31 protein-coding genes are annotated in these 26,758 nt (G+C 70.4%); 15 read left to right on the top strand and 16 right to left on the bottom strand.

Annotation, left to right across the window (positions count from 1 at the left end; all coding sequences use genetic code 11):
• The first annotated feature begins 129 nt into the window (after positions 1 to 129).
• The 3 genes from M3190_RS14920 to M3190_RS14930 all read left to right on the top strand — a co-directional run bounded on the left by M3190_RS14920 (position 130) and on the right by M3190_RS14930 (position 1,221).
• The gene (locus tag M3190_RS14920; protein ID WP_251583442.1) at positions 130 to 390 is read left to right on the top strand and encodes a hypothetical protein; all 261 of its coding nucleotides are present in this window, start codon (positions 130 to 132) and stop codon (positions 388 to 390) included.
• A gap of 33 nt (positions 391 to 423) precedes the next feature.
• Positions 424 to 804, top strand: a complete 381-nt coding sequence (locus M3190_RS14925; protein WP_251583448.1) for a hypothetical protein — start codon at positions 424 to 426, stop codon at positions 802 to 804.
• Positions 805 to 873: 69 nt separating this feature from the next.
• Positions 874 to 1,221, top strand: a complete 348-nt coding sequence (locus tag M3190_RS14930) for a DUF7882 family protein (protein WP_251583450.1) — start codon at positions 874 to 876, stop codon at positions 1,219 to 1,221.
• A 23-nt stretch (positions 1,222 to 1,244) separates the two neighbouring features.
• Here M3190_RS14930 and M3190_RS14935 read toward each other — a convergent pair whose 3' ends face one another.
• The gene (locus M3190_RS14935) at positions 1,245 to 1,589 is read right to left on the bottom strand and encodes a hypothetical protein (protein ID WP_251583452.1); all 345 of its coding nucleotides are present in this window, start codon (positions 1,587 to 1,589) and stop codon (positions 1,245 to 1,247) included.
• Between the two features lie 107 nt (positions 1,590 to 1,696).
• Positions 1,697 to 2,743, bottom strand: a complete 1,047-nt coding sequence (locus M3190_RS14940; protein WP_251583454.1) for an NAD(P)-dependent alcohol dehydrogenase — start codon at positions 2,741 to 2,743, stop codon at positions 1,697 to 1,699.
• Between the two features lie 164 nt (positions 2,744 to 2,907).
• On the opposite strand from M3190_RS14940, the gene M3190_RS14945 reads away from it, so the two are divergent.
• Both M3190_RS14945 and M3190_RS14950 read left to right on the top strand, forming a co-directional pair.
• Positions 2,908 to 3,660 (top strand): SDR family NAD(P)-dependent oxidoreductase, encoded by a 753-nt coding sequence (locus tag M3190_RS14945; RefSeq protein WP_251583456.1) that lies wholly within the window; start codon positions 2,908 to 2,910, stop codon positions 3,658 to 3,660.
• Between the two features lie 72 nt (positions 3,661 to 3,732).
• Positions 3,733 to 4,611, top strand: coding sequence for an aldo/keto reductase (locus M3190_RS14950; RefSeq protein ID WP_251583463.1), 879 nt, complete (start codon positions 3,733 to 3,735; stop codon positions 4,609 to 4,611).
• Between the two features lie 9 nt (positions 4,612 to 4,620).
• On the opposite strand, the gene M3190_RS14955 is transcribed toward M3190_RS14950, so the two are convergent.
• Together M3190_RS14955 and M3190_RS14960 are read right to left on the bottom strand one after the other, a co-directional pair.
• Positions 4,621 to 4,980 carry a hypothetical protein gene (locus M3190_RS14955; RefSeq protein WP_251583465.1) on the bottom strand — a complete coding sequence of 120 codons (360 nt, stop codon included), beginning with the start codon at positions 4,978 to 4,980 and terminating at the stop codon, positions 4,621 to 4,623.
• A gap of 80 nt (positions 4,981 to 5,060) precedes the next feature.
• Positions 5,061 to 5,603, bottom strand: a complete 543-nt coding sequence (locus M3190_RS14960) for a MarR family winged helix-turn-helix transcriptional regulator (RefSeq protein ID WP_251583467.1) — start codon at positions 5,601 to 5,603, stop codon at positions 5,061 to 5,063.
• A gap of 96 nt (positions 5,604 to 5,699) precedes the next feature.
• Here M3190_RS14960 and M3190_RS14965 point away from each other — a divergent pair, with 96 nt between their 5' ends.
• From M3190_RS14965 to M3190_RS15565, 7 genes are all read left to right on the top strand, one after another.
• Positions 5,700 to 6,041 (top strand): hypothetical protein, encoded by a 342-nt coding sequence (locus M3190_RS14965; RefSeq protein ID WP_251583468.1) that lies wholly within the window; start codon positions 5,700 to 5,702, stop codon positions 6,039 to 6,041.
• Positions 6,042 to 6,185: 144 nt separating this feature from the next.
• Positions 6,186 to 7,061, top strand: a complete 876-nt coding sequence (locus M3190_RS14970) for a formate/nitrite transporter family protein (protein WP_251583469.1) — start codon at positions 6,186 to 6,188, stop codon at positions 7,059 to 7,061.
• Positions 7,062 to 7,138: 77 nt separating this feature from the next.
• The gene (gene nirB, locus M3190_RS14975; RefSeq protein ID WP_251583470.1) at positions 7,139 to 9,718 is read left to right on the top strand and encodes a nitrite reductase large subunit NirB; all 2,580 of its coding nucleotides are present in this window, start codon (positions 7,139 to 7,141) and stop codon (positions 9,716 to 9,718) included.
• Positions 9,715 to 10,092, top strand: coding sequence for a nitrite reductase small subunit NirD (gene nirD / locus M3190_RS14980; protein ID WP_251583471.1), 378 nt, complete (start codon positions 9,715 to 9,717; stop codon positions 10,090 to 10,092). The genes nirB and nirD overlap by 4 nt, the downstream gene beginning before the upstream one ends.
• Positions 10,089 to 11,330, top strand: a complete 1,242-nt coding sequence (gene cobA, locus M3190_RS14985; RefSeq protein WP_251583472.1) for a uroporphyrinogen-III C-methyltransferase — start codon at positions 10,089 to 10,091, stop codon at positions 11,328 to 11,330. Before nirD ends, cobA begins: the two co-directional genes overlap by 4 nt.
• Positions 11,327 to 12,472 (top strand): uroporphyrinogen-III synthase, encoded by a 1,146-nt coding sequence (locus tag M3190_RS14990; RefSeq protein WP_251583473.1) that lies wholly within the window; start codon positions 11,327 to 11,329, stop codon positions 12,470 to 12,472. Before cobA ends, M3190_RS14990 begins: the two co-directional genes overlap by 4 nt.
• Positions 12,469 to 13,164, top strand: a complete 696-nt coding sequence (locus M3190_RS15565; RefSeq protein WP_251583478.1) for a sirohydrochlorin chelatase — start codon at positions 12,469 to 12,471, stop codon at positions 13,162 to 13,164. Before M3190_RS14990 ends, M3190_RS15565 begins: the two co-directional genes overlap by 4 nt.
• Before the next feature lie 122 nt (positions 13,165 to 13,286).
• Here M3190_RS15565 and M3190_RS15000 read toward each other — a convergent pair whose 3' ends face one another.
• Positions 13,287 to 14,162: an EamA family transporter gene (locus M3190_RS15000; protein WP_251583480.1), complete on the bottom strand. Its 876-nt coding sequence runs from the start codon at positions 14,160 to 14,162 to the stop codon at positions 13,287 to 13,289.
• Positions 14,159 to 15,412, bottom strand: a complete 1,254-nt coding sequence (locus M3190_RS15005) for a serine hydrolase domain-containing protein (RefSeq protein WP_251583482.1) — start codon at positions 15,410 to 15,412, stop codon at positions 14,159 to 14,161. The genes M3190_RS15000 and M3190_RS15005 overlap by 4 nt, the downstream gene beginning before the upstream one ends.
• 92 nt (positions 15,413 to 15,504) lie before the next feature.
• Here M3190_RS15005 and M3190_RS15010 point away from each other — a divergent pair, with 92 nt between their 5' ends.
• Positions 15,505 to 15,816, top strand: a complete 312-nt coding sequence (locus M3190_RS15010; RefSeq protein WP_251583484.1) for a DUF2470 domain-containing protein — start codon at positions 15,505 to 15,507, stop codon at positions 15,814 to 15,816.
• Between the two features lie 47 nt (positions 15,817 to 15,863).
• Complete coding sequence (locus tag M3190_RS15015; RefSeq protein ID WP_251583486.1) at positions 15,864 to 16,517, top strand: heme oxygenase (biliverdin-producing); 654 nt, start codon at positions 15,864 to 15,866, stop codon at positions 16,515 to 16,517.
• Between the two features lie 22 nt (positions 16,518 to 16,539).
• Here the strand turns inward: M3190_RS15015 and M3190_RS15020 are convergent, their stop codons facing one another.
• Positions 16,540 to 17,922, bottom strand: coding sequence for an ATP-dependent DNA helicase (locus tag M3190_RS15020; protein ID WP_251583488.1), 1,383 nt, complete (start codon positions 17,920 to 17,922; stop codon positions 16,540 to 16,542).
• 44 nt (positions 17,923 to 17,966) lie between these two features.
• Between M3190_RS15020 and M3190_RS15025 the strand changes: the two genes are divergently transcribed.
• Positions 17,967 to 19,106, top strand: a complete 1,140-nt coding sequence (locus M3190_RS15025; protein WP_251583490.1) for a hypothetical protein — start codon at positions 17,967 to 17,969, stop codon at positions 19,104 to 19,106.
• 6 nt (positions 19,107 to 19,112) lie between these two features.
• Here M3190_RS15025 and M3190_RS15030 read toward each other — a convergent pair whose 3' ends face one another.
• The 9 genes from M3190_RS15030 to M3190_RS15070 all read right to left on the bottom strand — a co-directional run bounded on the left by M3190_RS15030 (position 19,113) and on the right by M3190_RS15070 (position 26,689).
• Positions 19,113 to 21,104 carry a cytochrome c oxidase assembly protein gene (locus M3190_RS15030; protein ID WP_251583491.1) on the bottom strand — a complete coding sequence of 664 codons (1,992 nt, stop codon included), beginning with the start codon at positions 21,102 to 21,104 and terminating at the stop codon, positions 19,113 to 19,115.
• Between the two features lie 82 nt (positions 21,105 to 21,186).
• A complete protein-coding gene (locus M3190_RS15035) occupies positions 21,187 to 21,465 on the bottom strand; it encodes an HU family DNA-binding protein (RefSeq protein WP_064002669.1) in 279 nt (92 codons plus the stop codon).
• A gap of 271 nt (positions 21,466 to 21,736) precedes the next feature.
• Positions 21,737 to 22,672 (bottom strand): alpha/beta fold hydrolase, encoded by a 936-nt coding sequence (locus M3190_RS15040; RefSeq protein ID WP_251583493.1) that lies wholly within the window; start codon positions 22,670 to 22,672, stop codon positions 21,737 to 21,739.
• 22 nt (positions 22,673 to 22,694) lie between these two features.
• On the bottom strand, positions 22,695 to 23,729 hold the full coding sequence (locus M3190_RS15045; RefSeq protein ID WP_251583495.1) for an alpha/beta hydrolase: 1,035 nt from the start codon (positions 23,727 to 23,729) through the stop codon (positions 22,695 to 22,697).
• A gap of 85 nt (positions 23,730 to 23,814) precedes the next feature.
• Positions 23,815 to 24,120 carry a 30S ribosomal protein S14 gene (gene rpsN / locus M3190_RS15050; protein ID WP_064002676.1) on the bottom strand — a complete coding sequence of 102 codons (306 nt, stop codon included), beginning with the start codon at positions 24,118 to 24,120 and terminating at the stop codon, positions 23,815 to 23,817.
• A gap of 4 nt (positions 24,121 to 24,124) precedes the next feature.
• Positions 24,125 to 24,295 (bottom strand): 50S ribosomal protein L33, encoded by a 171-nt coding sequence (gene rpmG / locus M3190_RS15055; protein ID WP_005051772.1) that lies wholly within the window; start codon positions 24,293 to 24,295, stop codon positions 24,125 to 24,127.
• Positions 24,295 to 24,531: a 50S ribosomal protein L28 gene (rpmB, locus tag M3190_RS15060; protein ID WP_018187658.1), complete on the bottom strand. Its 237-nt coding sequence runs from the start codon at positions 24,529 to 24,531 to the stop codon at positions 24,295 to 24,297. Before rpmB ends, rpmG begins: the two co-directional genes overlap by 1 nt.
• Positions 24,532 to 24,704: 173 nt before the next feature.
• Entirely contained in the window at positions 24,705 to 25,343 is a 639-nt protein-coding gene (locus M3190_RS15065; RefSeq protein ID WP_251583498.1) for a HEAT repeat domain-containing protein, read from the bottom strand.
• 98 nt (positions 25,344 to 25,441) lie between these two features.
• Positions 25,442 to 26,689, bottom strand: a complete 1,248-nt coding sequence (locus tag M3190_RS15070) for an MFS transporter (RefSeq protein WP_251583500.1) — start codon at positions 26,687 to 26,689, stop codon at positions 25,442 to 25,444.
• Positions 26,690 to 26,758 lie beyond the last annotated feature (69 nt).

Raw genomic sequence — 26,758 nt, forward strand, 5'->3', positions numbered from 1 at the left:
GAGCCGTTACCGCGTCTTACGCCAGAAGTTGAAGGTCCGCCGCCCTCGCCGCGATTCCCGACGGCAGGATGAATGCTTCAGCGATAGTTTCGCTAGGGCGTCTAGCGAAATGAGGGTATCGTCGCCGGGGTGACCGAGCCGGAGAAGCCCCAGACGACGATCGCCGTCGACGGCGCCGTCTTCCGGCTCGCGGACGACACCGATGTGGACGAATTGGCGAGGAGTGTCGCCGCGGCTGCCAGATCCGGAGCGGAGTTCGTCACCTTTCAGACACCGGAAGCCGTCGACGTGCGGCTGCTCATCACCTCGATCAGCACGGTGAGTATCGCCACGCAGCAGACGGCCGCGAGCTGGGAGCCGATGCCGGCCACGCCGTGGGAATGGGAATGACCGAACGGCTCCCCCGAATGGCATGATGCACTCGTGGAAGAACGTCCTGCACCGGTGCCCGCGCGGTCGAAGGCCCTTCTGGAAGCATGGGTGAGGGAGTTCCTCGCAGAGAGCGCGGCGCACGGGGTGACGATCAAGGTCGCTGTTCAGGACGGCTCGGAGGGTCGTGACACAGGATTGGTCGTCGTCGATCTCGGCAATGGCGGCGCAGAGGTCTACATGCAGCCCGCCAGCCTCGACAACACGCGGTGGGAGACGACGCTCACCTCCCGCCCGGGCGATCTGACCCTGTCGCCGATGAAGTTGGCGGCGATCGCGGCGGAGGTGGCTGTCGCCAGCGACCTCTGCCTGTTCCTGCAGTTCAAGTCGCTCGAATGGGATCGGATGAGCGGCATGCACGTCGACGATGCGTAGAAGCGCGGCTGATGTGAGACGAAGTCAACCCCCTGCTGCGCGGGGCACCGTGTCGCCGAGCCTGCCGAGGTGGGACGCATAACGATCGGCAACGCATCAGTGAAACTCGAGGATCGGGTGATCGCTCACCTCGAACTGGTGATCGTCACGAAGCTGCGCCGGGGTGAGCCGTTCATCTTCACGTGGAGTCACGACGTGAGCCTCGGCGGCGGGCGCGAATCGAAGTGGGTGCACTCGGCTGCCGACATCGACTTCCGGTTCGACACCCGTGCGCGGACGACGATCAACCCGGCGTGGGTCGAGGCGCTGATGTCGTCGGCGAACTCCCCCACCGGGTTGCGGATCGTCCCCGAACCGGACCCTGCCGCGGAGGTCGACCCGATCGCCGCCGCCAGCTGGCCGACATCCACCATCTGACCCGGGTCGGACGCATGGTCCCCTCAGGCCGTCGGGGTCGCCTCGTTGTGCGCGACCGACCGGACCTCGAGGTACCCGCAGAGCTCGGCGGCGGTCCCGAGCTCCGCCACGAGAGCGGCCGTCTCCTCGGCGGTGAGGGCGACCTCGTCGAGCTGCGGCTCGAACACCACGCGCCAGCGTGGATCCTCGCCCATCGGCGGACGCACGTAGACGGTCGTCGACGCGTTCCGCAAGGGCACGACGACCAGCCCACCGTCGTCCCCCCACGAGTCGTCCTGGATGACGACCTTGATCAGGTCGCCGTCCTCGCGCCCGGACACGAAATCCTCGAGCCACTGCTGCAGGGTGGCGCGACTGCGGTACGGCATGTCTCCGTCTCTCCGTGGGCGACGGTACCGGTAGACCCGGCGGGGGAGGTCGCGCACTAGCGCGAGCGTAACACCCTCAGGTGACCTGATACCGGGAGTTTCCGGACTCAGTCCTTCAGCGTCTCGATGTCGATGACGAAGCGGTACCGCACGTCCGAATTCAGCACCCGCTCGTAGGCTTCGTTGACCTCGTGGGCGCCGATCAGCTCGGTCTCGGGGACGATGCCGTGCTCGGCGCAGAAGTCGAGCATCTCCTGCGTCTCGGCGATCGACCCGATGCTCGATCCGGCGAACGACCGACGGTTGCCGAACAGGGTGAACACGCGCAGCGGCAGCGGCTCGGGCGGAGCACCGACGTTCACCATGGTGCCGTCCAGGCGCAGCATCCGCAGGTAGGAATCGAGCTTCAGCGGCGCACTCACCGTGTTGAGGATGAGGTCGAAGGTGTTGGCCAGGGTGCGGAAGGTGGCGTCGTCGCTCGTGGCGAAGTAGTGAGCGGCGCCGAACCGGAGGCCATCCTCCTGCTTCGACAGGGTCTGCGAGAGGACCGTCACCTCGGCGCCCATCGCGGCCGCGATCTTCACACCCAGGTGCCCGAGCCCGCCCATGCCGACGACGGCGACCTTCGAGCCGGGCCCGACCTTCCAGTGCGCGAGCGGCGAGTACGTGGTGATGCCGGCGCACAGCAGCGGCGCGACCGACTCGTAGGGGAGACCCTCGGGGATGCGGAGCACGAAGTCCTGGTCGACGACGACGTGCGTCGAGTAGCCGCCCTGCGTGATCGTGCCGTCCCGGTCGACCGAGGCGTACGTCTGCGTGTTGCCCTCCAGGCAGTAGTTCTCCATGCCGGCCCGGCAGTTCTCGCACTCGCGGCACGAGTTCACCATGCAGCCGACACCGACCCTGTCACCGACCGCGAAATCGGTCACCTCGCTCCCGACCTCGACGACCTCGCCCGCGATCTCGTGACCCACGACCTGCGGATACGTGATCGGACCCCAGTCGCCCCGGACGGTGTGGATGTCCGAATGGCAGATCCCGGCGTAGCGGATCGCGATGAGGATGTCACGCGGCCCGGTCTCGCGGCGCTCGATCGTCGTGCGGACGAGCGGATCGGTCGCAGAGGGGGCGGCGTACGCGGCGACGGTGGGCATGGATTCTCCTTGCTGCTCGACAGACGGATGCCGCGGGTCGAGGCATCCGTCCATTCACACGCTACGCGCGTCGCGATGCGGAATGTCCCCACGCGGAGGTCGTTGCATCAAGAGGCGCACCTCTCGCCGCGAAGGTCACGGTGACGCGCGCGAAGGAGGAATCCATGGCTCGGTTCGATGGGAAGACCGCTCTCGTCACGGGAGCAGGCAGCGGCATCGGCGCGGCGATCGCCCGGGAGCTCGCCGCAGAAGGCGCGTCGGTGGTCGTGACGGACATCAAGCAGGAGGCCGCCGAGGCGGTCGTGCGGCAGATCACGGATGCCGGGGGCGCGGCATCCGCCTTCGTGCAGAACACCGCGAAGTGGCAGGACGCCGAGGCGGCCGTGCACTTCGCCCAGGAGACCTACGGTGGTCTCCACCTCGCCGTGAACAACGCCGGCATCGGCGCCCCGCCGCAGAGCATCGGCGACTACGACGTCGAAGCCTGGGATCGCGTGCGCGCGGTGGATCTCGACGGCGTCTTCTATGGGCTGAAGTTCCAGCTGCCCGCCATCGTCGCTGCCGGCGGCGGGGCCGTCGTCAACATGGCGTCGGTCCTCGGCTCGGTCGGCATCGCCCAGAACGCGGCTTACGTGGCCAGCAAGCACGCCCTCGTCGGGCTGACGAAGGTCGCCGCGCTCGAGTACACCGCGCAGGGCGTCCGCACGAACGCGGTCGGTCCCGGCTTCATCGACACGCCCCTCGTGCGCGCGAGCCTCTCCGGAGATGCCCTCGCGGCGCTGGAGAAGGAGCACGCGGCGGGTCGCCTGGGAACGGATGCCGAGGTGGCGGCGCTCACGCTCTTCCTGCTGAGCGACGCGGCATCCTTCATCTCCGGCAGCTACCACCTCGTCGACGGCGGCTACTCCGCGCACTGACGCGACGCGGTCTCGTCCCCGGCGATGGGTATCGTCGAAGACGAGACCGCGCACCGACGCCGGGAGGCCCCGATGAAGACCCTGTCCCCCACACCCGTCATCCTCGGCGCCTCGCGCCTGGGTGAGCGGCCCGGCGCCGACGACCTGGCGGATGCCCTGATCAGCTCTCGGCTCGGCTATGTCGACACGAGCAACAACTACGCCGGCGGGCGCAGCGAGCAGGCCCTCGGCGACGCCGTCCGCCGCGCCGGCGGGCTGCCCGGCCACACGCGGATCTACTCGAAGGCCGACAGCGACCCGGAGACCGGCGCGTTCGACGGCGAGCGGGTGAAGCGTTCGCTCGACGAGTCGCTGAGTCGGCTCGGACTCGACAGCCTTCCGCTCTATCAACTGCACGACCCTTACGGTCTGACCGTCGCCGAGGCCATGGGTCCGGGCGGCGCCGTTCCGGCCCTGATCGACCTGCGCGACCAGGGTGTCATCGGCGCGATCGGCATCGCCTCGGGTACCCTTTCGCAGGTCCGCGAGTACGTCGACACCGGCGCCTTCGACGTCGTCCTGTCCCACAACCGCTACACACTCGTGACCCGCACCGCCGAACCCCTCTTCGAGGCCGCTCATGCGCTGGGCATGACCGTGCTCAACGCGGCGCCGTTCGGGGGCGGCACGCTCGCCAACGGCGACGGCTCGTTCGGCTATCGGCCGATGCCCGCCGACTTCGCCGCCCACGTCGAGAGGGTCCGCGACCTCGCCGACCTGCACGGTGTCGACCTCGCCGCTGCCGCGCTCCACTTCTCGCTGCGCAGCCCGCTCGTCGATGCGACCGTCGTGGGCATCACCTCGACCGCGCGGCTCGACGCCCTCGGTCCCCTCATCGACGCTGACGTCCCCGACGCGTTCTTCGAGGCGGTCGAGTCGCTCGGCACACCCCCGCCGGGCGTCGAGGACTGAACGCTCGCGTCAGGCGCGGCCGAATCCGTCGAGATCGGGGTCCCAGTAGGCCTCCGGCCCCTCGTCGTACACGCTGTCCCCCGAGCCGGCGTCTTCGCGGGGGAAGTGCGGGTGCCGGCGCAGTTGAGCGGCGGCGAACGAGAAGTCCGGCTCGGGACGATCCCAGTCCGTTGCGACCGAGAGCACGTCGTTGCCGACGCCGATGACGAGGGATGCCTCGCCGATCTCCCCGTTCTTCTCGAACACGATCGGGATCGTGACGGCATCGGCCCGGCCGAGTTCGGCGACGGCGGCCGTCAACGTGACGAGAGCCTCCGCGACGTCATCGGTCGTGACCACGGTCTCGCCGGCGTACGTGATGCATCTCATGCCTCAACTATGTGACGCGGGAACAGAATCCTGGGAATGCTTGCGTTCCCGCTCCCCGACGAGTACAGCGGATGCCGCGGTCAGGCCTGCACGGCGACCGGCTCGACACCGTCGACGGCATCGGTCATCTGCTGCAGGAAAGCGACGACGTGCTCCTGCTCCTCGGGACTCATCTTGACGGCCACGTCGTACATGAGCCCGTGCATGCGCCCGAGGGTCTCGCGGACCTCTTCGTTCGCGTGCGGCGTCGCCCGCACGAAGATGCTGCGCCGATCGGTCGGGTTCGCGATCCGCTGGACGCGTCCGGTCTTCTCGAGCCGGTCGAGCATCGTCGTGATCGACGCCGACGTGACCCCGAGGTACTTCACGAGCTCGGCGGGACGGGCGGAGTGGTCGGGCTGACGCAGAAGGTAGCGAAGCGCGAGAAGCTCGTTCTCACCCATCGCCATCGAGTCGCGGGTGCGGCGACGCATGGCGGCCTCGGCGGCACGATAGGTGCGCAGGGCCTCCAGGACACGACGTGCACGATCCCGCTCGCCGGGGGCCTCGTCATACCAGTAGCCGGCCTTGTCCTCGCCGTCCGCCACATTCACTCCCCGCTGGTCGCGCCGAAATACGGCCACGTCATCGAGAATAGGTGATGGGAGCGGGCGGACAGCCGCCAGTAGCCACGTGTCCCCGGATCCGCTACTCTCCCGCAACCGCGAGAGGGGAAGCCCATGCCGTTCCGAAGCAAAGAGACCCTCGAGCGCTGGGTCGACGAGTTCCACGCGGCTCGCGGCGCGGGCGAGCTCATCAAGGTCATCGTGCAGGACGGTTCGGACGGATCCGACACGGGACTGGTCATCGTGCCGCTCGAGAACGCCACCGTCACGATCTCCATGGAGCCGGTCGAGGTCGGTGCGGCTGCCTGGCGCGTCACCTTCGAGCCGCAGCCCGACACCACGGTCCTCAACAGCCACCAGCTGCACGGCATGGCCGTCGAACTCTCCGTCGCGGCGGAGCTCTTCGCCTACCTCGAAGCCCGCTCCGTGGGACACGAGGAGTCCGCCGGCGACTGAGCGGCGGCATCCGTTCTCACATCGTCCCTTCCGCCGAAGAGAGGAAGAGGTAACCAAAGCGGTCGATCCCGGTGCGATCGGGGGAAACACCGGCCCTTTAGCGTCGAGCCTCACACCCGGCTCCACGACTGAAAGGGATATGCGATGACGTACGTCAAGCCCACCGAGCTCGTCCAGACCGTGATCGACGCCGGTGCGTCGAAGGTCATGCTCTCCACCCGCGACACCCTCGTCCGGTCGATCATGGGCGGCGCGCTGCTCACCCTCGCGGCGGCCTTCGCCGTGACGGTCAGCGTCACCACCGGCATGCCGCTGCTCGGCGCCGTGCTGTTCCCGATCGGCTTCGTCATGCTCTACCTGCTCGGCTACGACCTGCTGACCGGCGTCTTCGTCCTCGCACCGCTCGCTTGGCTCGACAAGCGACCCGGGGTCACACTCGGCGGCATCCTCCGCAACTGGGGTCTGGTCTTCCTCGGTAACTTCATCGGCGCCTTCTCGATCGCCGTCCTCATGGCGATCGTCTTCACGAACGGCTTCTCGACGCCGCCCAACGAGGTCGGCCAGGCGATCGGCCACATCGGCGAGGGCCGCACGGTCGGCTACGCCGAGCACGGGGCGAACGGCATGCTCACTCTCTTCGTCCGGGCGGTCCTCTGCAACGCGATGGTCGCGACCGGTGTCGTCCTCGCGATGGTGTCGAAGGACGTCATCGGCAAGATCGTCGCGATGTGGATGCCGATCATGCTGTTCTTCTTCATGGGTTTCGAGCACTCCATCGTGAACATGTTCCTGTTCCCCTCGGGCCTGCTCCTCGGCGGCGACTTCACGATCGGCGACTACCTGATCTGGAACGAGATCCCGACGGTCATCGGCAACCTCGTCGGCGGCCTGCTCTTCGTCGGCATCCCGCTGTACGTCACCTACGGGCGCCCCGCCGCTCCCCGTCGAGTCCGTGCCTCCCGCCGCGAGGCGGCCGCTGCCCGCGCCGTCGCCGCGGACGCCTCCGTCCCCACCCGGTGATCGACGTGGCCCGCATCGTAAAGAGACCGCAACACGACGAGACCGCGCAGGCAACCTCGCCCGCATACGGTCGCGACATGAGCTCCACCCGCCCCACCTCGCCGCACGTCGTCGTGGTCGGGGCCGGGATGGTCGCCCATCGCTTCGTCGAGAGCCTCCTCAGCCGCACCGATGAACCGTGGCGGATCACCGTGATCGGCGAGGAGCCGCGGCATCCGTACGACCGGGTCGGCCTCACGTCCTTCTTCGCGGGCGCATCCGCCGACGACCTGGAACTGGACGCGGCGCCCCTCGGCGACGAGCGCGTGCGGTTCGTGCGCGGTGTCAGCGTCACCCGGATCGATCGCGGCCGGTCCGACGTCGTCACCGACCGCGGCGAGCGCATCGGCTACGACCGGCTCGTCCTCGCGACCGGCTCGTATGCCGCCCGGCTCGCGGTGGACGGGTACGACCACGACGGCTGCTTCGTCTACCGCACACTCGACGACGTCGAGGCGCTCGAGCGTTTCGTGCAGCGACGGTCGGCCGAGCTCGGCCGGCGCCTGGTCGGCACCGTCATCGGCGGCGGGCTGCTGGGCCTCGAGGCGGCGGGCGCCCTGCAGGGCCTCGACGTCGACTGCACGGTCGTGCAGTCCTCGGACCGCCTCATGTCGGCGCAGCTCGACCTCCCCGCGGGCGACGCGCTCCGCCGGCTCATCGAGGCGCGCGGGATCGCCGTGAAGACGTCGGCGCTCACGACGCGCCTCGACGCCGACCGAAGCGGGCAGGTCATGGGCCTCGAGTTCCGTGACGGATCGTGGGAGCGGACCGACGTCGTCGTCTTCACCGTCGGCGTTCGACCGCGCGACGAGCTCGCCCGCGCCGCGGGACTGGTCGTCGATCCGCGCGGCGGCGTCGTCATCGACTCCGGCTGCGTCACCTCGGATCCGGCCGTCATGGCGATCGGCGAGGTCGCAAGTTTCGATGGTCAATGCGTCGGCCTCGTCGCGCCGGGGTACGCGATGGCCGAGGTGGCCGCGGCGCGGCTGCTGGGCTTCGAGGCATCCTTCAGCGGCTTCGATGTCTCGACCAAGCTCAAGCTCTCGGGGGTCGACGTCGCGAGCTTCGGAGACGCCTTCGCCGAGACTCCGGGGGCGCTGGACGTCGTCTACGCCGATCCGATCGCGGGCGTCTACAAGAAACTCGTCGTCTCGGACGACGCGAAGACCCTGCTCGGCGGCATCCTGGTCGGCGATGCCTCGGCCTACGGGTCGCTCCGCCCCCTCGTGGGCGGCGGCCTCGGCGGCGACCCCGTCGCCTACCTGATGCCGCAGGACGGTGTCGCCGCTCCGACGGGTGACCTGCCGGACGAGGCGCTCGTGTGCTCCTGCAACAGCGTCACGGCCGGCGGCATCCGCTCGGCCGTCCACGACGAGGGCTGCACGGACGTGAAGGCCATCAAGGCCTGCACGAAGGCGGGCGCGGCCTGCGGATCGTGCGTCGGCATGATCACCAAGCTGCTCGGCAGCGAGCTCGCGAAGACCGGCGCCGCGCTCAGCACCGCGCTGTGCGAGCACTTCCCGATGTCGCGGCGGCAGCTCTTCGACGCGGTGCGCGTGTCGGGGCTGTCGACCTTCAGCGCCGTCATCGAGCGGTTCGGCACCGGCCGCGGCTGTGACATCTGCAAGCCCGTTCTCGCCAGCATCCTGTCCACCCTCACCGGCCGGCACGTGCTCGACGGCGAGAACGCGACGCTGCAGGACACGAACGACCACGTCATGGCGAACATGCAGAAGGACGGCAGCTACTCCGTCGTCCCCCGCATCCCGGGCGGTGAAATCACACCCGAAGGACTGCTCGTGATCGGTCAGGTCGCCCAGGACTTCGGGCTCTACACGAAGATCACCGGCGGACAGCGCATCGACATGTTCGGCGCACGCCTCGAGCAGCTGCCGGAGATCTGGAAGCGCCTCGTCGACGCGGGATTCGAGTCGGGCCACGCCTACGGCAAATCGCTGCGGACCGTGAAGTCCTGCGTCGGCTCGACCTGGTGCCGCTACGGCGTGCAGGATTCGGTCGGCATGGCGGTGCAGCTCGAGCTGCGCTACCGCGGCCTGCGGTCGCCGCACAAGATCAAGCTCGGCGTCTCGGGCTGCGCCCGCGAGTGCGCCGAGGCGCGCGGCAAGGACGTCGGCGTCATCGCGACCGAGGCGGGCTGGAACATGTACGTCGGCGGCAACGGCGGCTTCACGCCGCGCCACGCGGTGCTCCTGGCGGAAGGACTCGACGACGCAGGGCTCTTGCAGGCGATCGACCGGTTCCTCATGTACTACGTGTTCACCGCCGACCGCCTGCAGCGCACGGCGCCCTGGTTCGAGGATCTCGAGGGCGGGATCGACGAGCTGCGCCGCGTGATCTTCGACGACTCGCTGGGGATCTGCGCCGACCTCGATGCCGCGATGGCCCGCCACCTCGACAACTACGAAGACGAGTGGAAAGCGACCCTCGAGGACCCCGAGAAGCTCCGCCGCTTCGCCTCGTTCGTCAACGCACCCACGACTCCCGACCCGTCGCTCGCCTACACGGTGGAACGGGGCCAGGCACGTCCCGCGACGGCCGAGGAGCGCGGCGACGGGCGCGTCCTCATCGCCGGGACCACCCTGGAGGTGCGGCGATGACGATGATCGCGCACGAGACGGATGCCGCGGTGCCGATCGGCTGGACGGCGATCTGCGCGGTCGCCGACCTCGAGGTCGAACGCGGACGTGCCGCGCTGCTCGGCGACGACCAGATCGCCCTGTTCGTGACGCACGCCGGACGCGTGCACGCGGTGCAGAACCTCGACCCGTACAGCGGGGCGAACGTGATCGCGCGAGGGATCGTCGGCACCCGAGGCGAGGTTCCGACCGTCGCGTCGCCGATGTTCAAGCAGGTCTTCGACCTGCGCACGGGCGTCTGCCTCGAGACGCAGGGCAAGGACCCGAAGACCCTGCGGGTGTGGCCCGCCGCCGTCGAGGGCGGGGTCGTCTACGTCCGCGAGGAGCAGCGATGACCACGATGCTGGGGCTCTCCCTCACCGGGCGCCGTGTCGTCTTCGTCGGCGGCGGTGCGGTCGCGGGACGACGCGTCGAGCGCTTCCTGAACGAGGGCGCGCTCGTGACGGTCGTCGCCCCGGCGCTCGGCGACCGGCTGCGCGACCTCGTCGACGCGGCACGCGTGACCTGGGTCGCCCGTCCCGTCCGCGCGGACGATGTGGCGGATGCCTGGCTCGTCCACGCGGCGACGGGCGACGCATCGGTCGACGCGGCGGTCGCGTCGTGGTGCGAGGCGGTCCGCGTCTTCTGCGTGAACGCCTCCGACGGCGCGCACGGATCGGCACGCCTGACCGCCGAGACCCGCTCGGGCGATGTGCTCGTCGCAGTCGCCTCCGATGCCGGGGTCGACCCGCGCCGTTCCGCACGTCTGCGCGACGCGATCGCGGCGGCGCTGCGCGACGGGATGCTGCCGCTGCGCCGCCGCCGCAGGGCGGCGGGGCGGGTCGACCTGGTGGGCGGAGGCCCCGGGCCGGCCGACCTCATGACGGTGCGTGGGCGCCGCCTGCTCGCCGAGGCCGACGTGGTGGTCGCCGATCGGCTCGGACCGACCGACGTGCTGGCGGAACTCGACCCCGACGTCGAGATCATCGACGTCGGCAAGGCTCCCGGCCACCACCCCGTGCCGCAGGAGGAGATCAACGCGATCCTCGTCGCACAGGCGAAGGCCGGCAGACGGGTCGTCCGACTCAAGGGCGGCGACCCGTTCGTCTACGGTCGCGGCGGCGAGGAGGTCGCCGCGTGCCTCGCGGCGGGAGTCCCCGTCGAGGTGGTGCCCGGGCTGACGAGCGTCGTCTCGGTGCCGCAGGCGGCCGGCATCCCCGTCACCCACCGCGGCACCGCTGCGGGGCTGCACGTCACGATGGGCCAGGGTCCGGTGTCGGCCGCGACCCGCGCCGCCCTCGCCGACGACACCGTCACCACCGTCGTGCTGATGGGGGTCGCCGCGCTGCCGAAGCTGGTCGCCGCAGCCATCGCCGCCGGCGCTCCCGCACATCGACCCGTCGCGATCGTCGAGCGGGGTCACACCCCCACCCAGCGGACCACCCGCACGACACTGGCATCCGCGGTGACGGATGCCGCGGCTGCCGGCGTGAGCAATCCGGCCGTCATCGTGATCGGCGACGTCGCCGCCGCGGGCCTGCTCCTTCCGGACGCCGCCGCGGTCTCGACGGGCGGAGGTGACCCCGCCCGGTGACCGCGCCCCGTCCCGCCCTCTCCGCCGCGCTCGGCGGCTGCACGATCGTCATCGCCGTCGATCGTCGGTCGGCCGAGCTCGCGTCGGCACTGGAGCGGCACGGAGCGACCGTCCGCCACGCCCCGGCCCTGACGATCGTGTCGCACATCGACGACGAAGCTCTCATCGCGGCGACGCAGGCGCTCATCGACAGCCCGCCGGACGTCGTCGTCGCGACGACCGGAGTCGGGTTCCGGGGATGGATGGAGGCGGCCGACGAGGCGGGCCTGCAGGGTGACCTCCATGCCGCTTTGGACGATGCGCAGATCGTCGCCCGTGGCCCGAAGGCCCGCGGCGCGATCCAGCAGGCGGGGCTGACCGCTGACTGGGTCGCCGAGTCCGAGACCTCGGAGGAGCTCGGCGCCTTCCTGCTCGCCGAAGGAGTCGAGGGGCGCCGAGTGGCCGTGCAGCACCACGGCTCGGGCGCGGACGGTCTCGATGAGCTCTTCACCGCGGCAGGTGCCGATGTCGTCAGCCTCACCGTCTATCGCTGGGGTCCGCCGCCCGACGCCGCAGCGGTGGCCCGGTCGGTCGTCCAGACGGCGCAGGGCGAGGTCGATGCCGTCCTGTTCACCTCCGCGCCCGGTGCCGCCGAGTGGATCGAGACGGCGCGCCGCGAGGGGGTGCTGGACGCGATCGTGGCGCGAACCGGCGACGGCACCGTCCTCCTCGCGGCGGTCGGTCCGATCACGGCCGGCCCGCTCGTCGCCGCCGGCGCCGCGCCCCTCGTCGCCGAGCGCGGACGCCTCGGCTCCCTGGTCCGCGCCGTCGTCACCCACTTCGGTGGCGGGGGCGCACCCTCGGTCGCGACACCCGCCGGACGACTCGAACTGCGTAGCGGCGCCGCCGTCCTCTCCGGCGACGTCATCCCGTTGTCCCGCACGTCCGCCGCGATCCTGGCGATGCTGTTCGCGGCGCGTGGCGGTGTCGTCAGCCGGGCCGAACTCGCCGCCGCCCTGCCCCGCTCGGGCGCGGACAACGCCCATGCCGTCGACGTGGCCATCGCACGCACACGCGAAGCCCTCGGCATCCCGACCCTCATCCGCACCATCGTCAAGCGCGGCTACCGTCTCGACGTCCTCGCCCCGGAAGGAACACCGTGACGCCCGTCCTCATCGCCTGCTCGCACGGGACCAGCTCGCACGCCGGCCGCGCCGCGATCTCCGCTCTCGTCGAGAAGGTGCGCCTGCTCCTGCCGCACGTGGCGGTGGAGGAAGCCTTCGTCGACGTGCAGCAGCCCGAGATCGACGACGTCGTCCGTGCGAGCGCACCGCGCCTCGCCGTCGTGGTGCCGCTCCTGCTGTCGACCGGGTTCCACACGAAGGTCGACATCGCGCGCGCGGTGACGGATGCCGGAGCCCGTGCTGCCGCCACGGCGCCGCTCGGCCCGCATCCGCTTCTCGCCGATCTCCTCGCCGCGCGACTGCACGAGGCGGGACTGGCAGCAGGCGACGCGGTGGTGCTCGCAGCGGCCGGATCGACCGACCCGGCGGCATCCGTCGACGTCGCCGCCATCGCCGACCTGCTGCGGGAGCGCGTCGAGCACCCTGTGTCGGTGGGCTACGCGGCGGGCGCCGGCACCCGGATCGATGCCGCCGTCGCCGCGGCGCGGGATGCCGGTGCGACCCGCGTCGTGGCCGCGAGCTACGTCCTCGCGCCCGGCTTCTTCGCCGACGTCATCGCGCGTGCCGGCGCCGACGTGGTCACCGCCCCGCTCGCCCCCGACGCCCTCGTCGCGGAGGTCGTCGTGGAGCGCTACCTGTCTGCCGCGGGAGCCCTCCGCCGCGCCGCCTGACGGGTCCGACCGCGCGTCCGCGCCTCTCGCGAAAGCGCCCCTCCGTGCCGAGGGCGCGCCCACGGCACAGTCGCGAACTGGCGCGCTCGGCAGCAACGCACGCTCTCGCGGGGGCGCCGCGCTCAGCCGACGGGCTCGGAGACGTCGCGCGCTCGGCGGCCCGCCGCACGGACGGCGCCGATCGAGGCGATGATGACGAGCGCGATGCCCGCGGCCTCGAGTACGGACAGGTGCTGACCGAGCAGCAGGAAACCCGCAAGCGATGCGGTCGCGGGGGCGAGCGCCATGAGGATCGAGAACGCCGCAGCCGGCAGACGCCGCAGCGCGATGAGTTCCAGCGCGTACGGGATGGTCGACGACAGGACCGCGACGGCGGCGCCGAGCGCGACGAGATCCAGCCGCAGCAGGGACCCTCCGGCGTCCGCGATCCCGAAAGGCAGCGAGAGGACGGCGCCGACCGCCATCGCGAGCGCGAGACCGTCGAGTTTCGGGATGGCGGCGCCCACCTTGGCGGAGGCCAGGATGTAGAACGCCCAGCTGACCGCCGCACCGAGGGCGAAGACGACACCCAGGGGATCGAGGCGGTCGAAGCCGCCCCCGCCGAGCGCGAGGACCCCGACGAGCGCGAGACCCGCCCACAGCCACGCGGACGCGCGACGACTGGCGATGATCGACAGGGCGAGGGGCCCCAGGATCTCGATCGTCACGGTGACCCCGAGCGCGAGCCGTTCGAGCGCGAGGTAGAAGAACCCGTTCATGACGGCGAGCGCGAGACCGAGCTGCACGACCGCGATCCAGGCGCTCCGGGAGTGTCCGCGGAGGGACGGACGCGCGATCAGGCAGAGGATCAGCGCCGAGAACACCAGACGAAGCATCACCATGCCGAGCGGACCGACCTGCGGGAACAGGAGGACCGCGAGAGAGGCTCCGATCTCCTGGCAGCACAGGCCCACGACCACCAGGACGACGGCGGTCGTGGGAGCGCTGCGAGTGGTCACTCCCCGCAGATGGCGTAGCCGGCGAGCTCCTCGCCCAGGCTCTCGACCGTCCACGGCAGGCCCGTCTCGGGAGCCGTGCGGCCATCGGCGGCGGGCGCCTTCGAGGCCAGGGCCGCGAGCTGCCACGCCAGCAGGCGGGCGACGTTGGACGAGGCACGGGAGTCGTTGAGCACGACGACGACCGACATCCCCGTCTCACGATCGGCGAAGGCCGCGACCATGTAGCCCGGAAGGGAGCCGTACTGCCCGACGAGGCTGTCGCCCTGATACGTGCCGCCCTTCGCCGCGAACCAGGTCGGCTGCGAGTCGGCGACCGGGCGCGCGTCCGCGAGGCGCTGCTCGACGTCGTAGGGGCGGGCGCCGACGGCCAGTGCGCGGACGTAGGTCGAGAGGTCTGCGACGGTCGACACGGCACCGGCCGCGGCCGCGCCGACACTCGAGGTGAGGTCGGTCATGTCGGTCGGGGCGCTGCAGTCGGCCTTGCCGTCCTCGCCGGACGCGAGGTACGACCCCTTCAGGCGGTCGCCGCCACCGACGCCGATCGGCAGGGCGCTCGAGCTCATCCCGAGAGGCTGGAAGACGTACTCGTCGAAGAGCTCGTTCAGCGGAGTGTTCGCGGCGCGCTCGAGCACGACGCCGAGCAGCACATAGCCCGTGTCCGACTCCGCGAAACGCGCACCGGGCTCGAACACGCGCGGCTGACCGAGACCATAGGCGATGAGCTCGCGAGGGTTCCAGGTGCGCTCGGGCGTGGCCAGGACCCGGTCGAAGATCGCACCGAGGTAGCCGTGCAGACCGCTCGTGCTGTCGCACAGCTCGCCGAGCGTGATGTCGCTCTCGCCCGGGTACGAGTCGAGGTACTCGGTGATGCTGTCGTCGAGGGCGACGGTGCCCTTGTCGACGAGGGCGTAGAGCACGTCGCAGGTCATCGCGCGCGTGACGTTGACGGCCTTAAAGGTCATGGCGGGGTCCACTGCGGGTCCGCCCGCGCCCGATGTGCCGACGCCCGCCACCCATTCACCCGACCAGGGCACCGAGACCGAGACGATCGCCCCGCTCGCGCCGACGGCGGTCATCGCCGTCTCGGTGAGAGCCTGCATCTGATCGGTCAGATCCGCCGGAAGCGCCCGGTCGACCTGGTCCACGCCGATGTCGATGCGCTCCGGCTCCGGTGCGCACGCGCCGAGACCGATCGCGAGACCGAGCGCCGTCACCGCTGCGACCACTCGCCTCGACACTCGTCCTGCCACGCGCAGATCACCCCCGTTTTTCCCGTCCCATGATTACAGCACACCCGCCGACCGCGGCCGTCGCGCCCGGGCGCCCCTCCTAGGCTGTGCGCATGACCGCCGTCTTCGACGACTCCGTGCTGCAGGCCGTCCTCCGGCACATGAACTCCGACCACACCGGGGACAACGTGCTCATCGCCCGGGCGTTCTCGCCGATCCCCGACGTCATCGCCGCGACGATGACGACCTTCGACGGCGAAGCTGGCCAGTGGCACGTCGTCACGGCGGAGGCGGGCGAGGAGGTCATCCGTATCCCGTGGCCGGGTGGCACCATCACCGAGCGTGCCGAGGTGCGTCGCGAGATCGTCGCGCTCTACGACGCGGCCTGCGCACGGCTCGGCGTCGAGCCACGCCCACACTCCTGAATGATTCGACCTTCAGGTTAGCTGAGCCTTACTGTACGCTCGGGCGCATGTCCGAGCCCGTTCCCTTCTCCGCCACCGTCCGCGCCCGTTCCGCCGGCGCCCACTCGTCGAGCGAGGGGGCCGACTTCATGTCGGACCTCATGCGAGGCGGGGGTTCCCGCGAGGACTACGTCGCCCTCGTCGCGCAGCACTGGTTCATCTACGAAGCGCTGGAGTCGGCGGCCGCCCGCATGAGCGGCGACCCCGTGGCATCCCGCTTCCTCAGCGACAAGCTGACCCGCCTGCCCGCGCTCGAGGCGGATCTCAAGTTCCTCATCGGCGAGGACTGGCGCGATCGCATCGCCCCGCTGCCGACCACCGCGCGCTACGTCGCGCGCATCGCCGAGGTCGGCGCGACCTGGCCCGGCGGCTTCGTGGCCCACCACTACACGCGCTACCTCGGCGACCTGTCGGGGGGTCAGTTCATCGCGCGGGTGATGTCCCGCCGGTTCGGCTTCGAGACGAACGGGATCGGCTTCTACGTCTTCGACGACATCGCCGACCCCGCCGCCTTCAAGGACGTCTACCGCGAGCAGCTCGACGCGGTGCCGTGGGATGCCGCCGAGCGCGAGCGCGTGATCGACGAGGTCCTGCTCGCCTACCGCTTCAACACGGAGCTGTTCGTCGATCTCGCCGCCGCGAAGAAGGCGTCGGTCGCCTGATCCGACGGACGGATGCCGCCGCTCACCCCGCGTTCTGCGCCGCCCGGACGCCGGCCATGAACCGCCGGACGTCACGGTCGACGAGGATGTCGGCCGGGCGCAGCGGTCGCGACAGGTAGAGCCCCTCGAGCGAGGTCAGCCGCGACAGCGCGACATACGTCTGTCCGGGCGCGAAGGCGCCGTTGCCCAGGTCGACGATCGCCCGGTCGTACGTCTTGCCCTGCGACTTGTGGATGGTGACCGCCCACGCCAGACGCAGCGGGAACTGCGTGTACTCGGCGACGATCTCGCGGGTGAGCTTGCGGGTGCCGGGGTCGTAGGCGTACCGGAACTTCTCCCACACGGTCGGTTCGACGTCGTGCTCCTCGCCGTCGAGTTCGACGCGCACCGTGCCGCCGGCGATCCGCGTCACGGTGCCGATCGATCCATTCACCCACCGGGGGCCATCGCCACCGAACCCGCCGATGTCGTTGCGCAGGAACATCACCTGTGCGCCCACCTTCAGCTGCAGCTCCTGGTCGGCGGGGTACGCGTCTCCGCGTCCGAAGTCGCCGCTGATCTCGGCGCGAGCGGTCTGGGCGGGCCCCGGCAGCGCGTCGAGGTGCCGCTGATTGATGCGCGAGACGATGTCGTTGCGGGTCGCGAGGGTGATGATCGGCACCTCGCCGGCGGCAGGCTCCGGCGGCTTGCGGGCCCCGGCGGCATTGAGCGCACCCGCGATGTCGGCCGTCACGATCCCGTGGCGCACGGCGTTGAGCATCGTCTTGAACGCGTCGTCGGACTGACGGTGGATGTCGCGCAATTCGGCGATGTGCAGCGGAGCGCCGACCCGGCCGAGGTCGAGCAGCCCGTCCGAGCGGATCGCCCCGGCATCCGCCCGGGGACCTGCCCACACCTGGGCGTCGAAGAACCAGAACGAGCGGTAGTGGTCCTGGATGTAGCGGAGTTCGTCGCCGCGGGGCGGCACCGGCGACAGCTGATACGGGTCGCCGAACATGACGACCTGCACGCCTCCGAAGGCCTCGGCGCGACGGCGACGGGCCTGGCGCAGCGACCGGTCGATCGCGTCCATCACGTCGGCATTGACCATCGACACCTCGTCGATGATGAGTGTGTCGATCGCGTTGAGGATCTTGCGGGTGGCGTCGGTCTGCTCGATCTCGCTGTCGGCGATGAGGCCGATCGGGAGCTTGAAGAGCGAGTGGATCGTCTGACCCTCGACGTTCAGTGCCGCGACGCCCGTCGGCGCGCAGACGGCGATCTGCTTGTCCGTGTTCCAGGCGAGGTGCTGCAGCAGGGTCGACTTGCCGGTGCCGGCGCGACCGGTGACGAACACGTGCTCGCGGGTGTCCTCGATGAGGCGGAAGAGCGCGTCCTGTTCGGGAGACAGGGGCGGCGTGCTCACCGGAACAATGCTAGCTACCAGCCGGGCTTTCCTAGACTGAGCCTGTGGAACAGGCGGGGGGTGACGCGGTGACGGATGCCGCCGCGCCCGCCCCCGCACCGGATGCCCCCGCAGCCACGACACGCACCGCCACCGTCGCCGGCGCCCGTCGACGCCGCAAGCTCGCGTTCGATCTGACCGTGCTGGGCGTGGTCGGCGTCCTGTTCCTCGGCGCGGTAGGCGCGACATCCGCCGTCCTCTACCGTCAGCTCTACAGTCCGACCGCATTCGTGCTCGACTACCTGCACCTGCTCGCCGACGGCCGCGCCACCGACGCCCTGCTCGTGCCGGGCGTCTCGGCGACGTCGAAGGACCTCGCCGCCGCGGGACTCCCGGCCGACGCCAGCGCCGCACTCCTGCGCGGCAGCACGCTGACGCCGCTGTCCGAGGTCGAGCCGGTCTCGGAAGAGGCGGATGCCGACGGCACCGTCGCCGTCACCGTCACCTACCGAGCGGGTGGTCACGCCGGCGAGACGACGTTCGAGGTCGAGCGCGATGAGGACGAGGACGGCATCCTCCCCCGCTGGCGGTTCGCGCAGAGCCCTCTCGCCGTCATCGAACTCGGCGTGCGCGGGTCAATGCAGTTCGAGGTGAACGGCTTCGAGATCGACAAGCGTCAGGTCTCGCCGAGCGGAGAGGACACCGATCCGCTCGAGCCGATCCCGATGCTCGCCTTCTCACCCGGCCTGTACTCGATCACCGTCGACACCGCGGCGACAACGAGCCCGGGAGTCGCGGTGCTCTCCGACACCCCGCTCGCCGAGATCCCGGTCTCGTTCCAGGCGGAACCGACCGACGAGTTCGTCGGTGTCGTGCAGCGCGAGGTCGACGCGTTCCTCGCGGAGTGCGCGACGCAGAAGGTGCTGCAGCCGACGGGATGTCCGTTCGGCTACTACGTGCGCAACCGCATCGTCGAACCGCCCACCTGGTCGATGGAGGAGAATCCCGTCGTCACCCTCGAACCCGACGGTGCGGGCTGGGCGATCACCCGCACCCAGGCGGTCGCGAAGATCGACGTGCAGATCCAGTCGATCTTCGACGGCTCGATCTACGACGTCACCGAACTGGTCCCGTTCTTCCTGACGGGCAAGATCACGATCCTGCCCGACGGCACCGCCTCGATCGCGGTGTCGGCCGCGGACTGACCGGGCTCAGCGCGCCGCTTCGCGCCGGGCGTTCCGCTCGTCACGCGCCGCGATCTCAGCGAGCTTGGCGTTGTAGGCCTCGAGCTCGGCGTCCCCGCTGCGGTCGGCGTGGCGGTCGCTGCTGCGCTGCCGCCGCTCATCGGACCGACTCCACTGCACGGCAACGACGATCGCGAGGATGAGGGTCGGGATCTCGCCGATCGACCAGGCGATGCCGCCGCCGGTGTACTGATCGGCGAGCGGATCGAGACCCCACGTGCGTCCCATCGAGCCGAACCATTCCGCGACGAACAGGCCCGACGACATCATGATCGAGATGCCGAAGAACGCGTGCATGGCCATGACACCGATGAGGGTCAGCAGCCGGCCGGGGTGGGGCAGCCGGTAGGGCACGGGGTCGATGCCGACGAGCGAGAGCACGAACAGGTACCCCACCGTGAGGAAGTGGAGGACCATCCATTCGTGGCCGAGGTGGTCGTAGAGCGTCCACCGGAAGATGTCGGTGTAGTAGAACGCCCACAGCGACACGATGAACAGCGCCGCCGCCACGAGCGGATGCGTGATGATCTTCGCGTACGGGCTGTGCACGGCCCAGAGGATCCACTCCCGACCGCCGCGGGTGCCGTCGTCACGCCTGCGGATCGCGCGCGAGGCGAGCGTCACGGGGGCGCCGAAGACGAGGCACATCGGGATCGCCATCGACAGCAGCATGTGGCCCACCATGTGCATGCTGAACAGGTAGTCCTGGTAGGCGTTCACCGGGCCACAGGTCACGTACAGCAGGAGCAGCAGGCCCGTCACCCACAGGACGGTGCGACCGATCGGCCACTTGTCGCCGCGGGCCCGGAGGCGGCGAACACCCGCCAGGTAGAAGAAGAGGCCGAAGCCGACGGCGAAGGCCCATAGGAGGTCGACGTCCCACGTCGTGAGGAAGCGGAGCGGGGTGAGCTCGGGAGGCAGCGGCGAGCCGGTGAGCACCTCGGCAGGAGTCGCGTCGGTCGGGATCGTGGTGTCGACCGGCGGCGGGGTGAGCGAGAGCGCGACCGCGGCGCCCGAGGCGATGCCCATGAAGGCGACCTCGAGGGCGACGAGGGTCCAGAACCGGGCGGCGACGGCGGTGTCGCGGATGCCGGCGATGAGCCGGCGTCGATAGATCGCACCGAGCACGCCGAGGGCGAGCAGTGCACCGACCTTGACCATGACGAGCGCGCCGTAGGGCGAGAAGACGTTGGCGGGGGTGACCAGGCCGATGAGGGCGCGAGCGACGCCGGAGAGGGTGACGACGACGAAGGCGGCGAGCGCGATGCTCGAGTAGCGCTGCAGCACGACGACGAGCTTCTCGCGCGACAGCATCGGGCGCAGCAGCACGATCAGCAACAGCCCGCCGAGCCAGGCGGCGGCCGCGACGATGTGGAGTGAGAGCGACGTCACAGCCGAGTTGTGGTTGGCCTCGCTGCCGGTGTGACCGGCGGTCGCCATGGGCACCATCGCCGCGATCGCCAGGATCGTGACGAGCAGCGTCGCGAGCCATCCGCGCACGGCGAAGGCGAGGACGGTCAGCGCCGCGGCCGCCACCGTGGTCATGAGCCACGCGCGGCCCGGGTCGGTGTCGACGAGGAAGCGGCCGAGCTGCTCGCCGAAGGCCGCGTCCGCGCTCGGCCGCGCCGGGATCACCTTGAGGAAGGTGAGGTAGGCGGTCGTGCCCGCCGAGACGGTGAGGATCGCGGCGCCTGCGGAGGCGGCATCCAGCGCCAGATCGAACTCCCTCGTGCCCGCTGCGAACGCGAACACCGCGAGCACCAGCGAGCCGACGAGGAGGGCCGCCGAGAGGTTGACGACCAGTTCCGCAACCGGAAGGCCCCAGCGCACAACGGGTCCCGGGTCGGCGATGACGAGCGGAGCGGCCCCGCCTCCGTAGGCGAGCCCCAGCAGGAGCGCCACCAGACCGGCGCCCGCAAGGATCGCCGGGCCGGCGAGGCGAAGAGCGCGGGGGTTCACCCGTCAAGCCTACGCGCGGGCGGGTGGGGGAACGCCGAAGGGGGATGCCTCGCGGCATCCCCCTTCGTTCGTCTGCAGCGTCTTACTTGACGGCAGCCTTGAGCTTCGAGCCGGCGCTGACCTTGACGCGCTTGCCTGCGGGGATGTTGATCTCGGCACCCGTCTGCGGGTTGCGGCCGGTGCGAGCCGAGGTCTCGACCTGCTCGAACGCGATCCAGCCCGGGATCGAGACCTTCTCGCCCTTGGCGACAGCCTCGGAGACGGACGAGAACAGGCCGTCGACGACGCGCGAGACGGTGGCCTGGCTCTCGCCGGTGGCGCTGGCGATGCTGGCGACGAGTTCGGTCTTGGTGATGGCCATGGTGCTCCTCCAGACGGCGGATCGCCGTCTTCAGTTACTCGGACCGACGGGATTCCGCCGGTTGGTCGTTGCGACCGGTCCCGAATATACCCACGAACCCCGGAATTCCGCGGATCTTCGGTCATCTCGGCCGTAATCGACCGGCGTGTCGCGTGTCAGGAGGGGTTTTTGAGGCTGATGTTGCCGATTCGGCGTGATTCCGCGGATTTCCGCGGAGGGGGTTGCATTTCGACGCCGTCGTGCGGACGGCATCCGTCATCGCATCCCGAGGTCAGCCGCGCGCGAACTCATCCGCGGCATCGCAGGCGACCTGCGCGGACCCGGTTCCGCCGTGTCCCTCGTCCTCGAGGACGTGAAGCCTGCTGCCCGGCCACGCGCGGTGGAGCAGCCACGGCGTGATGGCGGGGCCGCTGACGTCGAGACGACCGTGGATGAGGACGCCCGGGATGCCGGCGAGCCGGTCCATTCGTTCGAGGATCGGGATGTCGAGGAAGCAGTCCTGGGACCAGTAATGAGTCGCCAGGGTGGCGAAGTTCTCCCGCATGCGCGGGTCGTCGTGCAGGGGGCCGGGTCCGGCCCAGGGCGAGAGGCCGATGTGCGCCGCCTCCCAGTCGTCCCAGGCGTCGGCGGCGCGGGTGCGGACCGCCGGGTCGGGGTCGCGCAGCATCCGTGCGTAGGCGTCGACGACCCGCTCCCCGGGCGGGACGAGCTCACCCAGTCTGGCGCGGGCCTCGGGGAAGATGCGTCCGACGCCGTCGCTGATCCATTCGATCTCGTCGCGCGCACCCGCGGTGACGGCGAGCAGGATGATCTCGCTGACCCGCTCGGGATGGTGCTGCGCGTAGGCGAGGGCGAGGGTCGACCCCCATGAGACGCCGTAGAGCAGCCAGCGATCGATCCCGAGGTGCTCGCGGAGTGCCTCGATGTCGGCGATCAGCGCGGGGGTGGTGTTGGTGTCGAGGTTCTCGAGGTCGTCGATGGCCCAGGGCGTGCTGGCGCCGCATCCGCGTTGATCGAGGCCGACGATGCGGTACCGCTCGGGGTCGAACACGCGACGGTAGCCGCCCTTGCCGAGGCTGCCCCCGGGACCGCCGTGCAGGTAGAGAGCCGCGCGTCCGGAGTCGGAGCCGGAGATCTCGTAGTGGAGGCGAGCGCCATCGGGTCGCTCGAGCATCGCGGAGGTGTGGGGCTCGATCGGCGGGTGCACGTCGGGCACGCTACCAGGCGGGTCAGATGCGGCGGAGAGCCGCAACGACGTCGTCCTCCCAGCGGCGGGCGGCGGGGAGGGCGCCGACGTACAGAGGGGTGTCGTGCGTCACGCCCAGGTAGCGCGTCGCGCTCGCGTCGACCCCGGCGTCGCGGAGCTTCGCGGCGTACATCGCGCCGTCTCGACGCAGCGGGTCGTACTCGGCGGTGAGGATGACGGCGGGCGGGAGTCCCGCGTGCGAGGCCGCTCGCATGGGCGACGCGTACTGCTCGTGCGCACGCGACCGGTCGCCGAGGTAGGTGCGGGCGACCGAGCGCAGTTCGCGCAGCGCGATGAACGCCGGGATGCCGAGGGCGTACGTCGCGCGGAGGTCGATCCACCGGCCGGTCAGGTCGGTGACCGGCACCTCGAGGATCTGCAGCGTCGCCTGCCGCGTTCCGCGGTCGCGGTTGAGGAGGGTGAGGGATGCTGCGAGGCATCCCCCGGCCGACGCACCGTTCAGGCCGATGCGGTCCGGATCGAGGCCGAGCTCCTCCGCGTGCGTGTGGAGCCACGCCCACGCCGCGTGGACCTGCTCGATCTGCGTCGGGTAGCGGTGCTCGGGGGCGAGCGAGTACCCGACGGCGACGAGCACGACACCGGAGCGATCTGCCCGACGGCGACACGCGGCATCCGCCGTCGGATAGTCGATGCCGCCGATGCGGAACGCGCCGCCGCCGATGACGAGGCACGCGGGTGCGTTCCGGTCGGCGGCGGACGGGCGGTAGACGCGGATGCGGACGTCCGGGTACCCCTCGACCGGCACGGTGTGCTCCGTCGTCTCCATGTCGGGGCCGGCGATCCCGGCCGTGCGCAGTTCCATGCGGTCCCAGTTCAGCGCCGCATGCCGGTGACGTTCGCGCGGAGTGAGCGGCCTCTGCGCCGGCTTCGCCGCGCCGGATGCGGCCGATGCCGCGGGCTCGGCGCGGAACCGTGCGGTCAGGTCGGTCCACGCCTTCTTGGCGAGGTAGCGGCGGTGCGTGCGCAGCCGCTCGCGGAAGAACGGATCCAGCGGCATGGTGCTCCCCTCGACCGTTCGAGCGTAGCCCCGGGAACGACGAAGCCCCCGTCCGAGGACGGGGGCTTCATACGGATGCTGTCGCTTACCAGCTCGACTTGGTGACACCGGGCAGCTCGCCACGGTGCGCCATCTCGCGGAAGCGGACACGCGAGATGCCGAACTTCGACAGGTGGCCGCGGGGGCGTCCGTCGATGGCGTCGCGGTTGCGCAGGCGCACGGGCGACGCGTTGCGGGGGAGCTTCTGCAGGCCGACGCGGGCGGCCTCGCGGGCCTCGTCGGTCGCGTTCGGGTCGACGAGGGTCTTCTTCAGCTCGGCACGCTTCTCGGCGTAGCGAGCGACGACGACCTCACGCTGCTTGTTGCGCGCGATCTTGCTCTTCTTGGCCATGAGATCAGCGCTCCTCTCGGAATTCGACGTGCTTGCGGATCACCGGGTCGTACTTCTTGAGCACGATGCGGTCGGGGTTGTTGCGGCGGTTCTTGCGCGTCACGTAGGTGTACCCCGTGCCGGCGGTCGAACGCAGCTTGATGATCGGACGGACGTCCTGAGCCTTCTTCGCCATTAGAGCTTCACACCCTTCGCGAGGAGGTCCTTCACGACCGACTCGATGCCGCGGGCGTCGATGACCTTGATGCCCTTAGCCGAGACGTTCAGCGTGATCTTGCGACCAAGCGAAGGAACGAAATAGGTCTTCTTCTGCACGTTCGGGTCGAAGCGGCGCTTCGTCCGGCGGTGCGAGTGCGAGATGTTGTGACCGAAGCCGGGAACTGCTCCAGTCACCTGGCACACTGCTGCCATAGTGATGTCTCCTTAGTACCGTGAGGCCGGACGGCCTCACCCAAGATCCCTTGTCTGCACCCCACTCCCGGACACGGCTGTAGAGCCGTCTTCTGGAGGTGGGATGCGAACTGCGTGCTGGAGTGCGCGCAGACGAAGAGTCAGTCTAGCACGGCCGGGCGTGTCGCCTTGACTCAGGCGGATTCGGCCACCGCGACGACGGCCTCGGCGAACGTCACCTCGGGGTCGTCCATGAGCCGGGCGGTTACCGCGGCGTGTGCCCGCGTGTACGGACCGCCGGTCGCGAGCGCCCAGTCCACCTGCGGACGCGCGGGCTCCCCGATCGTCGCGAATGCCTCGCTGAGGCTCCGGCGGGTGTCGTCCTCGCCGCGGGCGAACTGCGTCGCCAGCACATCGGCCAGAGCGGATGCCTCGGCTGCCGGCACGTGCCGCGCCGCGGTCCGCCACGCGGTGCGCGCGACGGTGTCGTCGGCATCCGTCAGCAGTTCGGTCGTGACGGCGGGCCACACCCGCGGGCCGCCGATCTTCGACATCGTGTGCAGCGCCTGCGCGCGCACCTGCGCGCCGCGGGAGCCGAGCTCGCCGATCAGGCGGTCGAGCACCTCGTCGGCGTCGTGCCGGGTCAGGGCCCATGTGAGCATTTCGCGCACGAGGAACTGCGGCTCGGTGCGGCACTGCGCCACCAGGACCGGGATGTACTCCGACCGCGGGTGAGTCCCTGCCGTCATCGCGGCCTGCACGCGCGACGACGGATCGAGAGACGCGAGGGCGGCCTCGAGCCGGGCGGCGGCGTCGATCGGAGCGTCGGTCATGGGGGATCACCTCACGGGGTCGGGCGGGATGCGGCATCCCACCATCTCCCTAACGGCGAGGCGCCTGCGCGTGTTCCCTCGCCGGTCGGGCAACCGGGTCAGCGCGCGGCGCTCTCGCGCAGCACGACCGCCCCCGCCCACGCGGTCAGCGCCAGGACGAGCACGACGAACGTGAGGAACACCGGGACCAGCGGCACGACGAGCAGCGCCGCGCCCACCGCGAGCGGAGGGACGGTCATGCCCGCGAAGGCGAGCAGGAAGATGCCCGAGGTGATCTCGCTGCGCGTGCGCGGATCGGCGAGGGAGCCGGCGATCGCCAGTGCGCCGCGGAAGAGCAGGCCGACGCCGGCCCCGGCGACGACACCGCCGGTGACGAAGAGCACACCCGACCCGATGAGGTCGGCGGCGCCGAGCAGCATCAGTCCCGCGACCATGGCGCCGACGCCGATGCGCAGCTGATCGCGCATCGCGAAGCGTGCGAACACGACCTGCGCGAGCGCCGCCGCTCCGAAGACCGAGAACGTGACCGCACCGGCGACGAGACGATCGGTCTGCCCCAGGATGCGGGCGAGGAATGTCGGCGCGACAGAGCCGAACAGACCTGTCACCGCGAACGCGGCGAACGCGGCGATGCCCGCGGCCCAGTACGCGCGGCGGCCATCGGCGGGGATGCGCACACGCTGGGGCCGGTAGCGGAATCGTTCTTCAGGCCGCTCGACCGTCTCGGGCACGAGCACGTAGGCGAGCCCCAGACCGAGGAAGGCGATGAGGAAGACGACGTACGGCAGGACGAGCGGTGCCGGCGCGAACTCGGCGAAGGCGCCGCCGACGAGCGGCCCGACCGCGAGACCGCCCATGTTGGCGATGCCCGCCACCGTCGCCGCGAACGCGGGGCTGTCGGGTCGGTGCGCGCGGCGCAGGTCGGCGAGGTGGGCGGTCGCCGACGCCGTGAGAATGCCGATGCCGAGTCCGGCGACCAGGCGAGCGGCGATGATCCCCGCGGTGTCCTGCCACAGCACGAACATGACGGCCGCGACGATCTCGATCCCGGTGGCCGCGAGGATCAGCGGGCGGCGTCCGATGCGGTCGCTGAGGTGCCCGGCGAGGTAAAGGGAGATCATCACGCCGACCGAGTACGCCGCGAACATCACGGTGATGAGGAACGTCGGGAACCCGTCGCGCTCCTGATACACCGCGTACAGCGGGGTCGGAACGGTGTTGAACGCCATCAGTGAGAAGAAGGTCGCGGCGGTGACCCAGAAGCCCGTCCGGTGCGACAGCCGGCGGGGTCGCTGCGCCGTGAAGGGCGGGGTCGCGAGGGAACGGATGTCGATCGTGCTGGTCATGCGTCGATGATGCGCCGCACCGTTGCATCGAGTCCAACGAATCTTGTCGAAGGTGATCATCGACGCGCT

The organism is Microbacterium oleivorans (assembly GCF_023715745.1).
Classification (GTDB): domain Bacteria; phylum Actinomycetota; class Actinomycetes; order Actinomycetales; family Microbacteriaceae; genus Microbacterium; species Microbacterium oleivorans_D.

What these genes read in the sequence shown, in the direction of transcription:
- M3190_RS14965 (WP_251583468.1), top strand. Translation starts at nt 5,700, where the DNA reads ATGCCGTTCCGAAGCAAAGAGACCCTCGAGCGCTGGGTCGACGAGTTC.
- nirB (WP_251583470.1), top strand. Translation starts at nt 7,139, where the DNA reads ATGAGCTCCACCCGCCCCACCTCGCCGCACGTCGTCGTGGTCGGGGCC.
- M3190_RS15045 (WP_251583495.1), bottom strand. Translation starts at nt 23,729, where the DNA reads ATGCCGCTGGATCCGTTCTTCCGCGAGCGGCTGCGCACGCACCGCCGC.
- M3190_RS14970 (WP_251583469.1), top strand. Translation starts at nt 6,186, where the DNA reads ATGACGTACGTCAAGCCCACCGAGCTCGTCCAGACCGTGATCGACGCC.
- M3190_RS14935 (WP_251583452.1), bottom strand. Translation starts at nt 1,589, where the DNA reads ATGCCGTACCGCAGTCGCGCCACCCTGCAGCAGTGGCTCGAGGATTTC.
- cobA (WP_251583472.1), top strand. Translation starts at nt 10,089, where the DNA reads ATGACCACGATGCTGGGGCTCTCCCTCACCGGGCGCCGTGTCGTCTTC.
- M3190_RS15010 (WP_251583484.1), top strand. Translation starts at nt 15,505, where the DNA reads ATGACCGCCGTCTTCGACGACTCCGTGCTGCAGGCCGTCCTCCGGCAC.
- rpsN (WP_064002676.1), bottom strand. Translation starts at nt 24,120, where the DNA reads ATGGCCAAGAAGAGCAAGATCGCGCGCAACAAGCAGCGTGAGGTCGTC.
- M3190_RS14945 (WP_251583456.1), top strand. Translation starts at nt 2,908, where the DNA reads ATGGCTCGGTTCGATGGGAAGACCGCTCTCGTCACGGGAGCAGGCAGC.
- nirD (WP_251583471.1), top strand. Translation starts at nt 9,715, where the DNA reads ATGACGATGATCGCGCACGAGACGGATGCCGCGGTGCCGATCGGCTGG.
- rpmB (WP_018187658.1), bottom strand. Translation starts at nt 24,531, where the DNA reads ATGGCAGCAGTGTGCCAGGTGACTGGAGCAGTTCCCGGCTTCGGTCAC.
- M3190_RS15070 (WP_251583500.1), bottom strand. Translation starts at nt 26,689, where the DNA reads ATGACCAGCACGATCGACATCCGTTCCCTCGCGACCCCGCCCTTCACG.
- M3190_RS14950 (WP_251583463.1), top strand. Translation starts at nt 3,733, where the DNA reads ATGAAGACCCTGTCCCCCACACCCGTCATCCTCGGCGCCTCGCGCCTG.
- M3190_RS15035 (WP_064002669.1), bottom strand. Translation starts at nt 21,465, where the DNA reads ATGGCCATCACCAAGACCGAACTCGTCGCCAGCATCGCCAGCGCCACC.
- M3190_RS15065 (WP_251583498.1), bottom strand. Translation starts at nt 25,343, where the DNA reads ATGACCGACGCTCCGATCGACGCCGCCGCCCGGCTCGAGGCCGCCCTC.
- M3190_RS15015 (WP_251583486.1), top strand. Translation starts at nt 15,864, where the DNA reads ATGTCCGAGCCCGTTCCCTTCTCCGCCACCGTCCGCGCCCGTTCCGCC.
- rpmG (WP_005051772.1), bottom strand. Translation starts at nt 24,295, where the DNA reads ATGGCGAAGAAGGCTCAGGACGTCCGTCCGATCATCAAGCTGCGTTCG.
- M3190_RS14955 (WP_251583465.1), bottom strand. Translation starts at nt 4,980, where the DNA reads ATGAGATGCATCACGTACGCCGGCGAGACCGTGGTCACGACCGATGAC.
- M3190_RS14940 (WP_251583454.1), bottom strand. Translation starts at nt 2,743, where the DNA reads ATGCCCACCGTCGCCGCGTACGCCGCCCCCTCTGCGACCGATCCGCTC.